This window comes from Lysobacter sp. MMG2, assembly GCF_016735495.2.
In the GTDB taxonomy this organism is placed as follows: domain Bacteria; phylum Pseudomonadota; class Gammaproteobacteria; order Xanthomonadales; family Xanthomonadaceae; genus Lysobacter_J.
In genome coordinates this window covers 218,769-235,197 of the sequence record NZ_JAERQY020000004.1, presented here as the reverse complement: position 1 = coordinate 235,197, position 16,429 = coordinate 218,769, and the positions used below count along the sequence as shown (strand labels likewise).

General features: G+C 66.0%; 16 protein-coding genes. 3 read left to right on the top strand and 13 right to left on the bottom strand.

The annotated features are described in order from the left end of the window. Positions 1-11: 11 nt before the first annotated feature. Together JI752_RS15685 and JI752_RS15680 are read right to left on the bottom strand one after the other, a co-directional pair. Entirely contained in the window at positions 12-743 is a 732-nt protein-coding gene (locus JI752_RS15685) for an ABC transporter ATP-binding protein (protein ID WP_216965815.1), read from the bottom strand. A gap of 62 nt (positions 744-805) precedes the next feature. After that, a complete protein-coding gene (locus JI752_RS15680; protein WP_216965813.1) occupies positions 806-2,095 on the bottom strand; it encodes an HlyD family efflux transporter periplasmic adaptor subunit in 1,290 nt (429 codons plus the stop codon). A 194-nt stretch (positions 2,096-2,289) separates the two neighbouring features. Here JI752_RS15680 and glmS point away from each other — a divergent pair, with 194 nt between their 5' ends. Beyond that, a complete protein-coding gene (gene glmS, locus JI752_RS15675) occupies positions 2,290-4,122 on the top strand; it encodes a glutamine--fructose-6-phosphate transaminase (isomerizing) (RefSeq protein ID WP_216965811.1) in 1,833 nt (610 codons plus the stop codon). A gap of 403 nt (positions 4,123-4,525) precedes the next feature. Here the strand turns inward: glmS and glmU are convergent, their stop codons facing one another. Continuing rightward, the gene (gene glmU / locus JI752_RS15670; RefSeq protein ID WP_216965809.1) at positions 4,526-5,896 is read right to left on the bottom strand and encodes a bifunctional UDP-N-acetylglucosamine diphosphorylase/glucosamine-1-phosphate N-acetyltransferase GlmU; all 1,371 of its coding nucleotides are present in this window, start codon (positions 5,894-5,896) and stop codon (positions 4,526-4,528) included. Positions 5,897-6,036: 140 nt separating this feature from the next. Here glmU and JI752_RS15665 point away from each other — a divergent pair, with 140 nt between their 5' ends. Then, positions 6,037-6,441 (top strand): GtrA family protein, encoded by a 405-nt coding sequence (locus JI752_RS15665; RefSeq protein WP_216965807.1) that lies wholly within the window; start codon positions 6,037-6,039, stop codon positions 6,439-6,441. A gap of 81 nt (positions 6,442-6,522) precedes the next feature. Here the strand turns inward: JI752_RS15665 and JI752_RS15660 are convergent, their stop codons facing one another. From JI752_RS15660 to JI752_RS15620, 9 genes are all read right to left on the bottom strand, one after another. Further along, positions 6,523-6,948 (bottom strand): F0F1 ATP synthase subunit epsilon, encoded by a 426-nt coding sequence (locus tag JI752_RS15660; protein WP_216965805.1) that lies wholly within the window; start codon positions 6,946-6,948, stop codon positions 6,523-6,525. A 124-nt stretch (positions 6,949-7,072) separates the two neighbouring features. Next, the gene (gene atpD, locus JI752_RS15655; protein WP_216965803.1) at positions 7,073-8,473 is read right to left on the bottom strand and encodes a F0F1 ATP synthase subunit beta; all 1,401 of its coding nucleotides are present in this window, start codon (positions 8,471-8,473) and stop codon (positions 7,073-7,075) included. 150 nt (positions 8,474-8,623) lie between these two features. Continuing rightward, a complete protein-coding gene (atpG, locus tag JI752_RS15650) occupies positions 8,624-9,487 on the bottom strand; it encodes a F0F1 ATP synthase subunit gamma (RefSeq protein ID WP_216965801.1) in 864 nt (287 codons plus the stop codon). Positions 9,488-9,598: 111 nt separating this feature from the next. After that, a complete protein-coding gene (gene atpA / locus JI752_RS15645; protein ID WP_216965799.1) occupies positions 9,599-11,149 on the bottom strand; it encodes a F0F1 ATP synthase subunit alpha in 1,551 nt (516 codons plus the stop codon). 48 nt (positions 11,150-11,197) lie between these two features. Next, positions 11,198-11,725 carry a F0F1 ATP synthase subunit delta gene (locus JI752_RS15640; RefSeq protein WP_216965797.1) on the bottom strand — a complete coding sequence of 176 codons (528 nt, stop codon included), beginning with the start codon at positions 11,723-11,725 and terminating at the stop codon, positions 11,198-11,200. Between the two features lie 46 nt (positions 11,726-11,771). Next, positions 11,772-12,242, bottom strand: coding sequence for a F0F1 ATP synthase subunit B (locus JI752_RS15635; RefSeq protein WP_216965795.1), 471 nt, complete (start codon positions 12,240-12,242; stop codon positions 11,772-11,774). 91 nt (positions 12,243-12,333) lie between these two features. Further along, positions 12,334-12,612: a F0F1 ATP synthase subunit C gene (gene atpE, locus JI752_RS15630; protein ID WP_137832813.1), complete on the bottom strand. Its 279-nt coding sequence runs from the start codon at positions 12,610-12,612 to the stop codon at positions 12,334-12,336. 66 nt (positions 12,613-12,678) lie between these two features. Beyond that, entirely contained in the window at positions 12,679-13,509 is an 831-nt protein-coding gene (gene atpB / locus JI752_RS15625; protein ID WP_216965793.1) for a F0F1 ATP synthase subunit A, read from the bottom strand. A 10-nt stretch (positions 13,510-13,519) separates the two neighbouring features. After that, positions 13,520-13,858 (bottom strand): hypothetical protein, encoded by a 339-nt coding sequence (locus tag JI752_RS15620; protein WP_216966138.1) that lies wholly within the window; start codon positions 13,856-13,858, stop codon positions 13,520-13,522. 278 nt (positions 13,859-14,136) lie between these two features. Between JI752_RS15620 and JI752_RS15615 the strand changes: the two genes are divergently transcribed. Then, positions 14,137-14,349, top strand: a complete 213-nt coding sequence (locus JI752_RS15615; RefSeq protein ID WP_216965786.1) for a DUF2061 domain-containing protein — start codon at positions 14,137-14,139, stop codon at positions 14,347-14,349. Positions 14,350-14,606: 257 nt separating this feature from the next. On the opposite strand, the gene lpdA is transcribed toward JI752_RS15615, so the two are convergent. Continuing rightward, entirely contained in the window at positions 14,607-16,418 is a 1,812-nt protein-coding gene (gene lpdA / locus JI752_RS15610) for a dihydrolipoyl dehydrogenase (protein ID WP_216965784.1), read from the bottom strand. Positions 16,419-16,429 lie beyond the last annotated feature (11 nt).

Below are 16,429 nucleotides of genomic sequence, written 5' to 3'. Positions count from 1 at the left end.
GGGCGCCCTCCTCAGCCGGCCGTCACAGCGGCGGCGGCGGTCGCGGCGGCCACTTCGCCGCCCAGGCGCGGGGCATCGTCGAGGTCGGTGACCTGGCCGTCGATGATGTGCACGTTGCGCTGCGCGCGCGCGGCGAGCTCCGGATCGTGCGTGACCATCACGATGGTCGTGCCCTGCGCGTGGATCTCCTCCAGCAGCTCCATCACGCCGCGCGCCATCAGCGAATCGAGGTTTCCGGTGGGCTCGTCGGCGAGCAGCAGGCGCGGCGAACCGGCCAGTGCACGTGCGATGGCGACACGCTGCTGCTGGCCGCCGGAGAGTTCGGACGGGTAGTGCTTCATGCGCGAGGTCAGGCCCACGCGGCCCAACGCATGCTCGATGCGCTGCTTGCGCTCGGCCGCGCCCATGCGGCGGTAGCGCAGGGGCACGTCGATGTTGTCGAACAGGTTGAGGTCGGGGATCAGGTTGAAGCCCTGGAAGATGAAGCCGATCTTCTCGTTGCGCAGCCGCGAACGTGCGTTGTCGTCCAGGCCCTTCACCGATACGCCGTCGAGCAGGTAGTCGCCATCGCTGAAATCCTCCAGCAATCCGGCGATGTTGAGGAACGTCGTCTTGCCCGAGCCCGACGGCCCGGTGACGGCGACGAACTCGCCTTCGCGCACGTGGATGTCGAAGCCGCGCAACGCATGCGTCTCGATCATGTGGGTGCGGTAGACCTTGCTCAGGTGGGTCATCTTCAGCATGGCGGGCTCCTGGTGGTGCGTGTGTTCGTCGATGTGGATGCGGGTGTGATGCGTCGCGCGGCTCAATCGTTGACCATGACTTCGTCGGCGCCGTTGAATGCGGTGGTGTCGGAGATGACGATGCGGTCGCCCGGCTTCAGGCCCGACAGCACTTCCACGTCGGACAGACTGCTGGCGCCGGTGGTGATGGAAGTCTTGACGGCGGTGTCGCCGTCCATGACGTAGGCGACGCGACCGCCGCCGGTGTCGAGGAACGGGCCACGCTGGACCATCAGCACGTTGGGCTTTTCTTCGATCATCACGCGCGTGCTGACGCGCTGGTTCTGGCGAAGGCCGGTGGGGCGCTTGTTGTCGGGCTGCTGTTCGGCGAAACGCACGCGCGCCATCACCTGACCGTTCACCACTTCAGGCGAAACCGAACGCAGCGTGCCGTTGTACTTCTGCCCGCCGTAGCTGATCTCCGCGCCCATGCCCAGGCGCAGGTCGTCGGCGTAGCTTTCCGGCACGGGCAGTTCCACTTCCAGCTCGCGCAGGTCGACGACCACCAGCAGCGGCTGGTTCAGCGGCACCACGGTGCGGTCGGTGATGTTGACCGTGCCGACCATGCCGTCCACGGGCGAGCGGATGTTGAGTTCGTCCACCTGGCGTTGCAGTTCGTCGACGAGCGCCTGCTGGCGCTGCGCGAGCAGGTGCTTGTTGCGCGTGTCCAGACCGGCGCCGCGATCCTGCAGGCCGTAGTCGCGCTGTGCGTGCGACAGGCCGATGTCGGCCTTCTTCAGCGTGTCCTGCGCGCGGGCGACCTCGATGCTCGACACCGCGCCGCCCTCGAAGCCGCGCTGGCTGCGCTCCAGGTCGCGCAGGGCGGCAGTGCGGTCGATCTCGGCCTGGTCCAGCGCCTTCTGCGCGGTGGAGCGCGCCAGTTGCGCGTCCAGCGCGGCGCGGCCGGCTTCGGCCTGCAGGCTGGCGAGGGTGGATTGCTCCTGGACGAGCTTGCTGCGCAGCTCCGGGCTGTCGATCAAGGCCAACGTCTGGCCCTGCTTGATCGTGTCGCCGGCCCGGACCTTCAGGGTGACGGTGCCGGCGGCGGGCGCGTACAGGGTCGGGCTGACGGCGGCGACCATGCGCCCCTGCACCGCCACGTCCCGCACCAGCGTGCCGCGATGGACCTCGGCCGTGCGCAGGCGCTCGCCACTCACGGACTGCCCGGCGCCGAGCCAGCGGCCCAGCGTGGGCACGCTCAAGGCCAGCAGCAGTGCGGCCGCCACGCCGCCGCCGATGAGCAGCTGCTTGCGGCGGGGATGGGCGGGAGGCGCGGCGATAACGCGGTCTTGGCCGGAGGTGTCGCGGATCATGCGGTCTGGGACGAGTCGGGATGCCCTCATTACGAGCATGGACCGTGCCAACTTCTCATGTCTTAAATTTCAACCACTTGCGTCGGACGCACCGTGTCCGGGGCGTCCGCGCGGACACCCGGCTGTCCGCTGTACAGCAGGCGTCGCGTACCTCCCGCTAAACTGGTCGCCTTCCTGCTCTGGAGTTGCGCTGCATGTGTGGAATCGTTGGTGCGATCGCAGACCGCGACGTGGTGCCGGTGCTCATCGAAGGCCTCAAGCGCCTGGAATACCGAGGCTACGATTCCGCCGGCATCGCCGTGCTCGACGGCAGCAACGTCCGCCGCGTGCGCCGGACCGGCCGCGTGGCCGAGATGGAAGCCGCCGCGCAGAGTGAGGCGTTCAGCGCCACGCTCGGCATCGGCCACACCCGCTGGGCCACCCACGGCGGCGTGACCGAGGCCAATGCGCACCCGCACATCTCCTTCGGCGAGCTGGCGGTGGTGCACAACGGCATCATCGAGAACCACGACGAGCAGCGCGAAGCGCTGCGCGCCAAGGGCTACGTGTTCGAGTCGCAGACCGACACGGAAGTCATCGCCCACCTGATCCACTTCCATCAGTCGCAGGGCGCGGACCTGCTGACCGCCGTGCAGAAGGCCGTGCACGAACTCGTGGGCGCCTATGCCATCGCCGTGGTCAGCAAGCGCGAGCCCGAGCGCCTGATCGTTGCGCGCATGGGTTGCCCCCTGCTGGTGGGCCTGGGCGAAGGTGAGAACTTTGTCGCCAGCGATGTCTCGGCGATCCTGCAGGCCACGCGCCAGGTGATCTTCCTGGAAGAAGGCGATACCGCCGAAGTCACCCGCCAGGGCGTGCGCGTGTTCGACGTGCACGGCGTGGAGATCGCGCGCGAAGTGCACGTGTCCGACGTCTCGCTGGCGTCGCTGGAGCTGGGCCCGTACCGCCACTTCATGCAGAAGGAAATCCACGAGCAGCCGCGCGCCATCGCCGACACCATCGAAGCGGTGATGGACGCCAATGCCTTCAGCCCACTGCTGTTCGGCGCCAAGGCCGAAGACGTGCTGCGCGACGTGGACGGCGTGCAGATCCTCGCCTGCGGCACCAGCTACTACGCCGGCCTTACCGCGCGCTACTGGATCGAAGCGATCGCCGGGCTGCCGTGTTCGGTCGAGATCGCCAGCGAATACCGCTACCGCAAGGCGGTGGCGAACCCGAAGCACCTGATCGTCACCATCTCGCAGTCGGGCGAAACGCTCGACACGATGGAGGCGCTGAAGTACGCCAAGTCGCTGGGCCACGACCGCACGCTGTCGATCTGCAACGTGCCGGAGAGCGCGATCCCGCGCGCCAGCAAGCTGGTCTACTACACCCGCGCCGGCGCCGAGATTGGCGTGGCCTCCACCAAAGCCTTCACCACGCAGCTGGTGGCGCTGTTCACGCTGGCGGCCACGCTGGCGAAGCTGCAGAACCGCCTGAGCGTGGAGCAGGAAGGCCAGTATCTCGACGCGCTGCGCTTCCTTCCCGGCAGCGTGCAGCACGCGCTCAACCTGGAGCCGCAGGTCACCGCGTGGGCGGAGCGTTTCGCGCCGAAGCAGCACGCATTGTTCCTCGGTCGCGGCGTGCACTACCCGATCGCCCTGGAAGGCGCGCTCAAGCTCAAGGAAATCTCCTACATCCACGCCGAGGCGTATCCGGCAGGCGAGCTCAAGCATGGCCCGCTGGCGCTGGTGGACGCGGCGATGCCGGTCGTCGTCATCGCGCCGAACGACAGCCTGTTGGAGAAGGTGAAGTCCAACATGCAGGAAGTGCGCGCGCGCGGCGGCGAGTTGTTCGTCTTCACCGACGAAGACAGCCAGTTCGGTCCGTCGGAAGGCGTGCACGTGATCCGCGCACCGCGCAATGTCGGCGTGCTGTCGCCGGTGGTGCACGCCATCCCCGTGCAGCTGCTCGCCTACCACGCCGCCCTCGCCCGCGGCACCGACGTGGACAAGCCGCGCAACCTGGCCAAGTCGGTGACGGTGGAGTAAGCCGACTACGGCGTTCGCACTTTCTTGTCAGCTTCACGGCAGGGCCACTCAGCCGGCCGTGAAGCTTGGCGAACTCTCTTCGGCGCACTCGATGCGAACCGAGTCGCGCACTGATCACGCAGCCACCCGGGCTGACTTCGCGTCGTACGGCATCGATCGGCGAAACTGTCTCGCAATGCACATCCGCGCCCGGTGTTAATTTCGACCGGCCCGTCGCGATCACGCACATTGGTCGCGAAGTTCGGCGGTTGGGGCGTCAATGCGAGGATCAGCGCAGCGACACGCTTTTCAGCGGCCTTTTTCCACGGACGTCTTGCCTGTGCTGCGAGGCAAGGCGGGCACTTTCCTCCCACTGTTCGTCACCGGCAACGCCCTTACTTGCGGCGAAGATCCTGACGTCCGCCTACACCTTCGGCTTCTTCTTCGGCCGTTGCCACCCTTCGATGGTCGCCTGCCGCGCACGCGCGACGGTGAGCTTGCCTTCGGGCGCATCGCGCGTGACGACGGAGCCCGCGGCGATGGTGGCATCCTTGCCGATGGTGACCGGCGCCACCAGCGAGGAGTTGGAGCCGATGAACGCGCCATCCTCGATGGTGGTCCTGGACTTGTTCACGCCATCGTAGTTGCAGGTGATGGTACCCGCGCCGACGTTGACGCCCGCACCGATCACCGTGTCGCCCAGGTAAGTGAGGTGGTTGGCCTTGCTGGTCACGCCGATGCGCGTGTTCTTGGTCTCGACGAAGTTACCCACGTGCACGCCGTCGGCCAGCACGGTGCCCGGACGCAGGCGCGAATAGGGACCGATCTGCGCGGCCCCTTCGACGATGACGCCGTCCATGTCGCAGTGCGCACGCACCTCCGTGCCCGGGCCCAGCGTCACGTCCTTGAGCCGGCAGAAGGGGCCGATGCGCACGCCGTCGCCGAGCACGACGTTGCCTTCCAGCACGACGTCCACGTCGATCTCCACATCACGACCGACACGGACATCGCCTCGCTGGTCATAACGCGAGGGGTCTGCGAGGCGGGCGCCCTGCATGCACAGCGCGCGCGCTGCACGACGCTGGAACGCGCGTTCGAGCTGCGCAAGCTGCCATGCATCGTTGGCGCCCTCGACTTCGAGCGGGTCCTGCACATGCACCATCTCCGCCGCGTTGAATTCGGCGGCCGCCGACGCGAACACGTCGGTGAGGTAGTACTCGCCCTGCGCGTTGTCGTTGCCCAGATGCTGAAGCCAGCGACGCAGTGCTTCGCCATCGGCCACGAGGATGCCGGTATTGACGGTGCGGATCTCGCGCTGCTCGTCGTCTGCGTCCTTGTGTTCGACGATGCGGCCGACACGCCCCTGCGTGTCGCGCACGATGCGGCCGTAGCCGGTCGGGTCCTGCAGGTCCGCCACCAGCACGGCGATGCGGCCTGGTGCGGCCAGCAGGCGCTGCAAGGTCTCGGTGGTGATCAGCGGCACGTCGCCGTAAAGAATGAGCACGCGCGCATCGACTGGAATGGACGGCATCGCCTGCTGCACGGCGTGGCCCGTGCCCAGGCGCTGCTCCTGTTCGGTCCAGTGCAGATCGGTCTGGTCGGCGAAGGCCGCGCGTACCTGCTCGCCGCCGTGACCGTAGACCACGTGAATCCCCGTGGCTCCCAGCTGGCGCGCGGTATCGATCACATGGCCCAGCATCGGCTTGCCCGCAATCTTCTGCAGCACCTTGGCCGTGGAGGATTTCATCCGCTTGCCCTCGCCGGCTGCGAGGATCACGACGTGTAACGGGTTCATGCGGCCATCCTGTGCTGTGCGACCTTAAGATGTGGCGGAATCTTAGCAATCGCGATGCCCGCCCGGATCGACCCGACACTACCTGAAGGCCGGAGGGTTCCGCACCGGCGGCCTGACGCGGCCCTGTCTAGAATGTGCGCATGCGCAGATGGTTTTCCGGCTCCCCGTTGGTCCGCCAGGGCAGCAGCTACCTCGTGATAGGCCTGCTCCAGTTGCTGGTCGACTGGGCGATGTTCGTGTCGCTGAGCGCGATGGGCCTGGCCGTGGAGCCGGCAAACGTCCTGGGTCGGGTGAGCGGTGCCGTGCTGGGCTTCTGGCTCAACGGGCGCGTCACCTTCGCCGGAGAGGACACCAAGGTGGGGCGGCGACAGTTCGCGCGTTTCCTGACGATGTGGATCGCCACGACGGTGGTGAGCACGTGGTCTCTGGGCCATGTCGACGACACGGTGGGTCTGCAGTGGGCCTGGGTCGCCAAACCGGCCATTGAGCTCGTCCTGGCCTCGGTAGGCTTCGTGCTCTCGCGGCACTGGGTCTACCGGCGCTGAGGCAGCTTCGGCACCAAAGAAAAACGCCGGCATTGCCGGCGTTTTTCTTGTCCGCAGCCGGCCGTGCGGCCAGCGCGGGACTCAATGCTTCATGTTCTTGCGCAGACGCTCCAGCGCACTGAGCTGGGCGATGCTCATCGCCAACTGCGACTGGGCCTCTTCCATGCTCATCTTCGGATCCTTCTTCGACAGGATCCGCTCGGCCTCTTCCTTCGCGGCGCGGACGGCGGCTTCGTCGATGTCCTGCGCGCGCACGGCGGTGTCGGCCAGCACGGTGACGACGGTGGGCTGCACCTCAAGGATGCCGCCGGAGATCGCGAAGTCCAACTGCTCGCCGCCCGGCAGGGTCACGACGACCTTGCCCGGCTTGAGGCGCGTGATCAGCGGCGCGTGCTTCGGCGCGATGCCGAGCTCGCCGATCTCACCGGTGGCGACGACCAGCTCGGCCTCGCCGTGGAAGATTTCCTGCTCGGCGCTGACGATGTCGCAACGAATCGTGGATGCCATAGAGAACGTGCCTTTCTGCTTTGTCCCCCTCTCCCGTTTGCGGGAGAGGGCTGGGGTGAGGGTGAAGGCAGAGCCCTCACCCTAACCCTCTCCCGCAAGCGGGAGAGGGGACAAGATCAACGGATCAACCCGTGATCTTCTTGGCCTTCTCGACCGCTTCCTCGATGCCGCCGACCATGTAGAACGCCTGCTCCGGCAGGTGGTCGTACTCGCCTTCGACGATGCCCTTGAAGCCGCGGATCGTGTCCTTCAGCGCGACGTACTTGCCCGGCGAACCGGTGAAGACTTCGGCCACGTGGAACGGCTGCGAGAAGAAGCGCTCGATCTTGCGGGCGCGCGACACGGCCTGCTTGTCTTCTTCCGACAGCTCGTCCATGCCGAGGATCGCGATGATGTCCTTCAGTTCCTTGTACTTCTGCAGCGTCGACTGGACCTTGCGCGCGACGTCGTAGTGCTCGTGGCCGATCACGTTCGGGTCGAGCTGGCGCGAGGTGGAGTCGAGCGGATCGACCGCCGGGTAGATACCCAGCGAGGCGATGTTTCGCGACAGCACGACGGTGGCGTCGAGGTGGGCGAAGGTGGTCGCCGGCGACGGGTCGGTCAGGTCGTCCGCGGGCACGTACACGGCCTGGATCGAGGTGATCGAACCGGTCTTGGTCGACGTGATGCGCTCCTGCAGAACGCCCATTTCCTCGGCCAGCGTCGGCTGGTAACCCACGGCCGACGGCATGCGGCCGAGCAGCGCCGACACTTCAGTACCGGCCAGCGTGTAGCGGTAGATGTTGTCGACGAACAGCAGCACGTCACGGCCCTTGCCCGAGGCGTCCTTCTCGTCGCGGAAGTACTCGGCCATGGTCAGGCCGGTCAGCGCGACGCGCAGGCGGTTGCCCGGCGGCTCGTTCATCTGGCCGTACACCATCGCGACCTTGTCGAGGACGTTGGAGTCCTTCATCTCGTGGTAGAAGTCGTTGCCCTCGCGGGTACGCTCGCCCACGCCGGCGAACACGGACAGACCCGAGTGCGCCTTGGCGATGTTGTTGATCAGTTCCATCATGTTGACGGTCTTGCCGACGCCGGCGCCGCCGAACAGGCCGACCTTGCCGCCCTTCGCGAACGGGCACATCAGGTCGATGACCTTGATGCCGGTTTCCAGCAGGTCGTTACCCGAGGACTGGTCCTCGTACGACGGAGCGGCGCGGTGGATTTCCCAATGGTCGGAAGCGGCAACGTCGCCGGCTTCGTCGATCGGGCGACCCAGCACGTCCATGATGCGACCCAGCGTGCCGGCACCGACCGGCACCGAGATGCCCTTGCCGGTGTTGTTGGCCACCAGGTTGCGCTTGAGGCCGTCGGTCGAGCCGAGCGCGATGGTGCGCACGACGCCGTCGCCCAGCTGCTGCTGCACTTCGAGCGTGATCTCGGTGTTGGCGACCTTAAGCGCGTCGTACACCTTCGGCACGGACTCGCGCGGGAACTCGACGTCGACGACGGCGCCGATGATCTGAACGATCTTGCCCTGACTCATTGTGGTTGCTCCGATTAACTTTGTTCGTTTCGGCGGCTTGCGTCGCCTGATTGATGCGTTGGGATTCGTGATTCGGGATTCGGGATTCGTAAAAGCGCGCTGCGCTGCTCTATCGAATCTCCAATCCCGACTCCCGAATCCCGGCTTTGATTACACCGCCGCGGCGCCGCCGACGATTTCCGAGATTTCCTGGGTGATCGCCGCCTGGCGGGCCTTGTTGTAGACCAGGTTCAGCGTGCCGATCAGCTTGGTGGCGTTGTCGGAGGCGGCCTTCATCGCGACCATGCGCGCGGCATGCTCGGAGGCCACGTTCTCCAGCACCGCCTGGTACACCAGCGACTCGACGTAACGGTTGAGCACGTGCTCCAGCACGGTCGCCGCGTCGGGCTCGTAGATGTAGTCCCAGTCGTGCTTGGCGACCTGCGTCTCCGCCGGCGGCAACGGCAGCAGCTGGTCGAACGCCGCGCGCTGCGTCATCGTGTTGACGAAGTCGTTGTAGCAGATGAAGACGCGGTCCAGGTTGCCGGCGCTGTAGCCGTCCAGCATCACCTTGATGACGCCGACCAGCTGTTCCAGCTTCGGCTGGTCGCCCAGGTGCGTGACCGAGCCGACCATGTTGACCTTGATGCGACGGAAGAACACCGACGCCTTCTGGCCGATGGTGACCACGTCGATCTCGACGCCCTGCTCCTGCCACTTGCGGAACTCGCCCAGCAGTTTGCGGAACAGGTTGTTGTTCAGGCCGCCGGCCAGGCCGCGGTCCGACGACACGATGATGTAGCCGACGCGCTTCACGTCCTGGCGCTCGACCAGGTACGGATGCTGGTAGTCGGAATTGGCCTGCGCCAGGTGGCCGATGACCTGCTTCATCACGCGCGCATACGGACGCGAGACCTTCATGCGTTCCTGCGCCTTGCGGATCTTGGAAGCCGAGACCATCTCGAGCGCGCGCGTCACCTTGCGGGTGTTCTGCACGCTCTTGATCTTGGATTTGATTTCGCGTCCGCCTGCCATCTTTTCGCTCGCTTCGCTCGTTCGGGAATGGGGAATCGGGAATGGGGAATCGTCAGGAGCACGTTGCTCTGGCTTCTACGATTCCCGATTCTCCTTATTCGATTCCCGGCTTCACCAAGTACCGGTCTGCTTGAACTCGGCGATGCCCTGCTTGAAGGTCGCCTCGATCTCGTCGTTCCAGTTGCCGGTGCCGTTGATCTTGCTGACCAGCTCGCCCTGGGTGTTGATGAAGTGCGAGTGCAGGCCTTCTTCGAACGACAGGAGCTTGTTGACCGGCACGTCGTCGAGGTAACCCTCGTTGACGGCGTAGATCGACAGGGCCTGCAGCGCGATCGGCATCGGCGCGTACTGCTTCTGCTTCATCAGCTCGGTGACGCGCTGGCCGCGCTCGAGCTGCTTGCGGGTGGCTTCGTCCAGGTCGGAGGCGAACTGCGCGAACGCAGCCAGCTCACGGTACTGGGCGAGCGAGATGCGGATGCCGCCCGAGAGCTTCTTGATGATCTTGGTCTGGGCCGCACCACCGACGCGCGACACCGAGATACCGGCGTTCACGGCCGGGCGGATGCCGGCGTTGAACAGGTCGGTTTCCAGGAAGATCTGGCCGTCGGTGATCGAGATCACGTTGGTCGGCACGAACGCGGACACGTCGCCGGCCTGCGTTTCGATGATCGGCAGCGCGGTCAGCGAACCGGTCTTGCCCTTCACTTCACCGTTGGTGAACTTCTCGACGTACTCCTCGGACACGCGCGCGGCGCGCTCGAGCAGGCGGCTGTGCAGGTAGAACACGTCGCCCGGATAGGCTTCGCGACCCGGCGGGCGCTTGAGCAGCAGCGAGATCTGGCGGTAGGCGACGGCCTGCTTGGACAGATCGTCGTACACGATCAGCGCGTCTTCGCCGCGGTCCATGAAGAACTCGCCCATCGTGCAGCCGGAGTAGGCGCTGATGTACTGCATCGCGGCCGACTCGGACGCCGTGGCGGCCACGACGATCGTGTGCGCCAGGGCGCCGTTCTCTTCGAGCTTGCGCACGATGTTGGCGACGGTCGAGGCCTTCTGGCCGATCGCCACGTACACGCACTTGATGCCCGTGCCCTTCTGGTTGATCACCGCGTCGATGGCCAGGGCGGTCTTGCCGGTCTGGCGGTCGCCGATGACCAGCTCGCGCTGGCCGCGGCCGATCGGGATCATCGCGTCGACGGTCTTGTAACCGGTCTGCACCGGCTGGTCGACCGACTTGCGCCAGATCACGCCCGGGGCAACGCGCTCCACCGGAGCGGTCTGCGTGGCGGCGATCGGGCCCTTGCCGTCGATCGGCTCGCCCAGCGCGTTCACCACGCGGCCGAGCAGCTCACGGCCGACCGGCACTTCGAGGATGCGGCCGGTGGTCTTGGCGACGTCGCCTTCGCGCAGGTGCTCGTAGTCACCCAGGACCACGGCGCCGACCGAGTCGCGCTCCAGGTTCAGCGCGAGCGCGTAGGTGCTGTTCGGCAGCTCGATCATTTCGCCCTGCATCACGTCGGCCAGGCCGTAGATGCGCACGATGCCGTCCGACACCGACGTCACGGTGCCTTCGTTGCGCGCTTCGGCGGTCAGCTTGACCTTCTCGATGCGGGTCTTGATCAGTTCACTGATTTCGGACGGGTTGAGCGTGGTGGTTGCCATGGGTGAGTCCCTTGATCCGGCATTACCCGGAATTTGCAGATGAATTCGTTATTGCGAGAGCGTCGACTGCAGGCGTTCGAGCTTGCCCTTCAGCGAGCCATCGATGACCACGTCGCCCGCGTCGATCACGGCGCCGCCGATCAGCGAGGCATCGACCGCCGTCTCGATCTCGACCTCGCGGCCGAAGCGCTTCTTCAGCGCGGCCTTGATGGCCTCGAGTTCGGCGCCGGGCAGTTCGCTGGCGGCGGTGACGCGCGCCTTGACCACGCGCTCGGCTTCGGCGCGCAGGTCTTCGAACAGGCCGGTGATTTCCGGCAACAGCGCCAGACGGCGGTTGTCGGCCAGCAGGCCGAGGAAGCGCGTGAACGCTTCATCGGCACCGTCCGGCGCGAGCAGGCCAACGGCGTCGGCCGGGTTCAGCAGCGGATGTCCGAGCAGCGCCTGGGCCTGCGGATCGGCGGCCACGCGCGAAGCGAAGGCGAGCGCCTGCGACCACGCAGCGGTGCGACCGCCCTCGCGCGAAAGCGCGAAGGCGGCACGGGCGTACGGACGGGCGAGGGTCAAGGCCTGGGTCATTTCAGATCATTCCGCTCGAGCGAGCCTGGTAGATGCCGCGTACAGATCAAAGCTGGGCTGCCAGCTCATCGAGCAGCGCCTTGTGGGCGTTGGCATCGATTTCGCGCTTTAGCAGCTTCTCGGCGCCGGTCACGGCCAGCGTGGAGACCTGCTTGCGCAGTTCCTCGCGGGCACGGTTGGACGCCGCGGCGATCTCGGCTTCGGCCGCCGCCTTCTGGCGATTGGCTTCGCCGACCGCATCGTTCTTGGCCTGGTCGATGATCTGATTGGCGCGCTGGTGCGCCTGCTCGATGATCTCGTTGGCCTTGGTACGCGCGGCACGCAGCTCGGCATCGACGCTCTGCTGGGCCTGTGCGAGGTTCTTCTGGCTCTGCTCGGCAGCGGCCAGACCCTCGGCAATCTTTTGTTGACGTTCTTCGATCGCCTTGTTCAGCGGCGGCCAAATGAACTTCATCGTGAACCAGATAAGCACGATGAACGTGATCATCTGGCCGAAGAAGGTCATGTTGAGATTCATGACAGCTCCGATGGAACTTTTTTCTGTCGAGCGGTTACGCCCGGGAGAGCCGTCCGCATGGCGGACGGCTCAGCAAGACCGTGCAGCCTGATTAGGCGCCAGCAGCCTGCGTCAGCGCGCCCAGCAGCGGGTTGCCGAAGGCGAACAGCAGGCCGACGGCCAGCGCGATGATGAACGCCGCGTCGATCAGGCCCGCCAGCAGGAACATGCGGCCCTGCAGCATCGGAACCAGCTCCGGCTGACGGGCAGCCGACTCAAGGAACTTCGAGCCCATCAGCGCGATGCCGAGGCACGCGCCGATCGCGCCGAGGCCGACCATCATGCCGATCGCGATAGCGGTCAGGCCCTGCACACTGGCGATGAATTCCATGGTTTTCTCCTACTGAAACGTTTTGGTTTGGACTAACGGGAAGGTGAAGCGGAAGGTGAAGCGGAATCAGTGACTCTCGTACGCGCCGGCGATGTAGACGACGGTGAGGATCATGAAGATGAAGGCCTGCAGCAGCACGATCAGGATGTGGAACAGCGCCCAGGCGATGTTGAACACCACGCCCGGCACGAACATCAGCAGACTGCCGCCCAGCAGGCCGGCGATCAGCATGAAGACCAGCTCGCCGCCGTACATGTTGCCGAACAGTCGCATTGCCAGGCTGACCGGCTTGACGAGGTATTCGATGACGTTGAGGCCGAGGTTCGCCGGGGCCAGCGCGATCTTGGCGCCGGCACTGTGCGCGTGGAACGGCGCGGTCAGCAGTTCCTTGCCGAAGCCGAAGCCGCCCTTGGCCTTGATCGAATGACCCAGGATGAGGAAGAACACCACCACCGACAGGGCGAGCGTGGTGTTGAGATCGGCCGTCGGAACCCAGCGGAAGTAGGTGTGGTGCGCAGCCTCCGCGCCGGCGGCCAGCTTGACGGCCGTGTACGGCGCATCCAGCGGCAGCAGGTCCATCGCGTTCATCAGCACGACCCACATGAAGATCGTCAGCGCCAGCGGCGTGATCGAACGACGGTCGCCGTGGAAGCTGTCCTTCACCTGGCCGTCGATGAACTCCAGGATGAGTTCGACGAAGGCCTGGCCCTTGGACGGCACACCTGCAGTGGCCTTGCGCGCGAAGAACGCGAACCAGGCGATGAAGATGAGACCCAGCACCAGCGACACCGCCCAGGTGTCGATATGGAACGCACCGCCGAACAGATCGATCGTGTTCTGCTGGAGGTGATGCTGGATGTATTCGTTCAGGCCGCCCGAACCGGTCTGTTCGCTCACGAAAGACACCTTATCGTTTCAAAAGATTGGCCAGCACGAATGCAAGCGTCGCCGCAAGCACTCCCACCAGCATCGGCAATGGCGGCAGCTTGAACCCGGCCAGGCCGAGCGTTAAAACTGCAAACACCACCACCCACTTCAACATCACCCCGGCCAGAAGCCGCCCCATCGCCATGCCGGCCGGCTGGATGCCGCCGCCCAAGGCCAATAGGGCCGCCACCACCCCACCCGCAACGATCGCGCCACCGCCGACCGCCGCCGCCAGCGCCTGAGGCGCCCCGAGGGGGAGGAAGGCCAGCGCGACCAGCGCTGCCGCGCCGGCCTGCCAGGCAGTCGCGCGCGACGCCAGCCGGCGACCTGCGGACAAGGGATCGTGCACGCGGGACTCGTCGGTCTGGGGCAGGCGCAAAGCGCCCGGTAGAGCCGCAAAAGTATAAAGGGAGCCTTAAGTCCGGGCAACCGGCAGGGGTCACGGTTAGCCGATTCAGCGCATGCCCGCAGTTTTGGAGGCTTCCGGAAAGAAGTTTCTGACGATAGACGCAAGCTATCGAGCAAACCGGAACATTCGATTGGACCCGCCAGGTCGAGCCTCCATAATGAGAACCACTCTCACTTGAGGACTCCGCCATGGCCAAGACCTTCAGCTTCGCCGCCGTCCATTTCAGCGTCGCCTTCACGATCGGCTACCTGATGACCGGCAGCGTATGGGTCGGCGGCGCCCTCGCCCTGGTCGAACCGGCCTGCAACACCGTCGCGTTCCATTTCCACGAGAAGGTGTGGAAGCGCATCGAGGCGCGGCGCCAGCGCGGGCTCCCGGGCCAGGACACGGTCACCGCCTGATTTTCGCCGCGAAGGCACGGAACCTTTCGGCGAACCGCCGGTCCCACCTCACGATCGCCCACCGACGCTTACCTCCTCGTCAACGGTTGTCGTGTTGGGCACTCCGAAGCCCCGGCGCATGCCGGGGCTTCTCCTTTTGCTCGGTCCGATCGCACGCACCGCACTCGCGCACAGCGCAGTCGAGTTCACGACATCGCAAACGAAAACAGGCGCGGGGATCCGCGCCTGTTCCGTTCGTGCCACGCGAAGCGGACGACTTACTTCTTCTTCGGAATGTAAAGGTCCGTGATCGTGCCCTCGTACACCTCGGCGGCCATTGCCACGGTCTCGCTGAGGGTCGGGTGCGGGTGGATCGTGTGGCCGATGTCGCCCGCTTCGGCGCCCATCTCGATGGCCAGCGCCACTTCGCTGATCAGGTCGCCCGCGTGCACGCCGACGATACCGCCGCCGATGATGCGATGCGTCTTCTCGTCGAAGATGAGCTTGGTGGTGCCTTCGCCGCGGCCGATCCCGACCGCACGCGCGGAGGCCGCCCACGGGAACTTGCCCACGCCCACGTGCAGGCCCTTGGCCTTGGCTTCGGTTTCGGTGACGCCGACCCAGGCGATTTCCGGATCGGTGTAGGCCACCGACGGCACCACGCGCGCAACCCACTCACGCTTCTCGCCCGCCGCAACTTCCGCCGCCAGCTTGCCTTCGTGCGTGGCCTTGTGCGCCAGCATCGGCTGGCCGACGAGGTCGCCGATGGCGAAGATGTGCGGGACGTTGGTGCGCATCTGGCGATCGACCGGAATGAAGCCGCGCTCGGTCACCTGCACGCCGGCCTTGTCGGCGTCGAGCTTGTTGCCGTTCGGCGCGCGACCCACGGCGACCAGCACGCGATCCCACGTGCCTGCCTCCAGGCCCGGCGTGGCGCCGGCTTCGGCAGCCTCGAACGCAACGCGGATGCCGTCCTTCGCCGCCTCGACCTTCGCCGCCTTGGTCTTCAGGTGCACCACGACGCCCTGCTTCTTCAGGCGATCGGCCAGCGGCTTCACCAGGTCCTTGTCGGCGCCCGGCATCAGCTGGTCCATGAACTCCACGACCGTGACTTCGCTGCCCAGCGCCTTGAACACCGTCGCCATTTCCAGGCCGATGATGCCGCCGCCGACGACGAGGAGCTTCTTCGGAATCTCCGCCAGTTCCAGCGCGTCGGTGGAATCCATCACGCGCGGGTCGTCCCACGGGAAGTTCGGCAGCTTCACCGCCTGCGAACCGGCCGCGATGATGCACTGCTCGAAGCGCAGTAGCGTCGTCTTGCCATTGTCGCCGGCGATCTCCAGCTCGTTGGGCGAAACGAAACGCCCGACGCCTTGCACCGTGCGCACCTTGCGCTGCTTGGCCATGCCGGCCAGGCCCTTGGTGAACTGGTTGACGACCTTGTTCTGTTTGAAGTCGCGCAGCTTGTCGAGGTCGATCTTCGGCTTGTCGAAGCTGATGCCGATGTCGGACGAATGCGCGGCTTCCTCGATCAGCGCCGCCGCGTGCAGCAGCGCCTTGGACGGAATGCAGCCCACGTTGAGGCAGACGCCGCCGAGGCTGGCGTAACGCTCCACGAGCACCGTGTCGAGGCCGAGGTCGGCCGCGCGGAACGCGGCGGTGTAACCACCGGGGCCGGAACCGAGCACGACGATGCGGCATTCCACGTCGGCCTTGCGACCGGTGCCGAGCGCAGGCTTGGGCGCTTCGCTGGCCGGTGCGGCGGGCGACGGCGCGACCGGCGGCTTCGCCGTTTCCGGCGCAGGCGCTGCGGCCGGCGCGGGCGGCTGCGCCTTGGGCGCGGCGGCTTCGCCGGCGCCTTCCAGGATCGCGATCACCGCACCTTCGGCCACCTTGTCGCCGATCTTCACCTTGATTTCCTTCACCACGCCGTCGGCCGACGAAGGCACTTCCATCGTCGCCTTGTCCGATTCCAGCGTGACCAGGCCCTGGTCCTTCTTCACCGTGTCGCCGACGGCGACCAGCAATTCGATCACCGGTACGCCGTCGTAGTCGCCGATGTCCGGCACCTTGACTTCAATGGTCGCCATTGTGGGGTTCT

What these genes read in the sequence shown, in the direction of transcription:
- glmS (WP_216965811.1), top strand. Translation starts at nt 2,290, where the DNA reads ATGTGTGGAATCGTTGGTGCGATCGCAGACCGCGACGTGGTGCCGGTG.
- glmU (WP_216965809.1), bottom strand. Translation starts at nt 5,896, where the DNA reads ATGAACCCGTTACACGTCGTGATCCTCGCAGCCGGCGAGGGCAAGCGG.
- JI752_RS15685 (WP_216965815.1), bottom strand. Translation starts at nt 743, where the DNA reads ATGCTGAAGATGACCCACCTGAGCAAGGTCTACCGCACCCACATGATC.
- lpdA (WP_216965784.1), bottom strand. Translation starts at nt 16,418, where the DNA reads ATGGCGACCATTGAAGTCAAGGTGCCGGACATCGGCGACTACGACGGC.
- atpE (WP_137832813.1), bottom strand. Translation starts at nt 12,612, where the DNA reads ATGGAATTCATCGCCAGTGTGCAGGGCCTGACCGCTATCGCGATCGGC.
- JI752_RS15660 (WP_216965805.1), bottom strand. Translation starts at nt 6,948, where the DNA reads ATGGCATCCACGATTCGTTGCGACATCGTCAGCGCCGAGCAGGAAATC.
- JI752_RS15640 (WP_216965797.1), bottom strand. Translation starts at nt 11,725, where the DNA reads ATGACCCAGGCCTTGACCCTCGCCCGTCCGTACGCCCGTGCCGCCTTC.
- JI752_RS15615 (WP_216965786.1), top strand. Translation starts at nt 14,137, where the DNA reads ATGGCCAAGACCTTCAGCTTCGCCGCCGTCCATTTCAGCGTCGCCTTC.
- atpD (WP_216965803.1), bottom strand. Translation starts at nt 8,473, where the DNA reads ATGAGTCAGGGCAAGATCGTTCAGATCATCGGCGCCGTCGTCGACGTC.
- JI752_RS15680 (WP_216965813.1), bottom strand. Translation starts at nt 2,095, where the DNA reads ATGATCCGCGACACCTCCGGCCAAGACCGCGTTATCGCCGCGCCTCCC.
- JI752_RS15665 (WP_216965807.1), top strand. Translation starts at nt 6,037, where the DNA reads ATGCGCAGATGGTTTTCCGGCTCCCCGTTGGTCCGCCAGGGCAGCAGC.
- atpG (WP_216965801.1), bottom strand. Translation starts at nt 9,487, where the DNA reads ATGGCAGGCGGACGCGAAATCAAATCCAAGATCAAGAGCGTGCAGAAC.
- JI752_RS15635 (WP_216965795.1), bottom strand. Translation starts at nt 12,242, where the DNA reads ATGAATCTCAACATGACCTTCTTCGGCCAGATGATCACGTTCATCGTG.
- atpA (WP_216965799.1), bottom strand. Translation starts at nt 11,149, where the DNA reads ATGGCAACCACCACGCTCAACCCGTCCGAAATCAGTGAACTGATCAAG.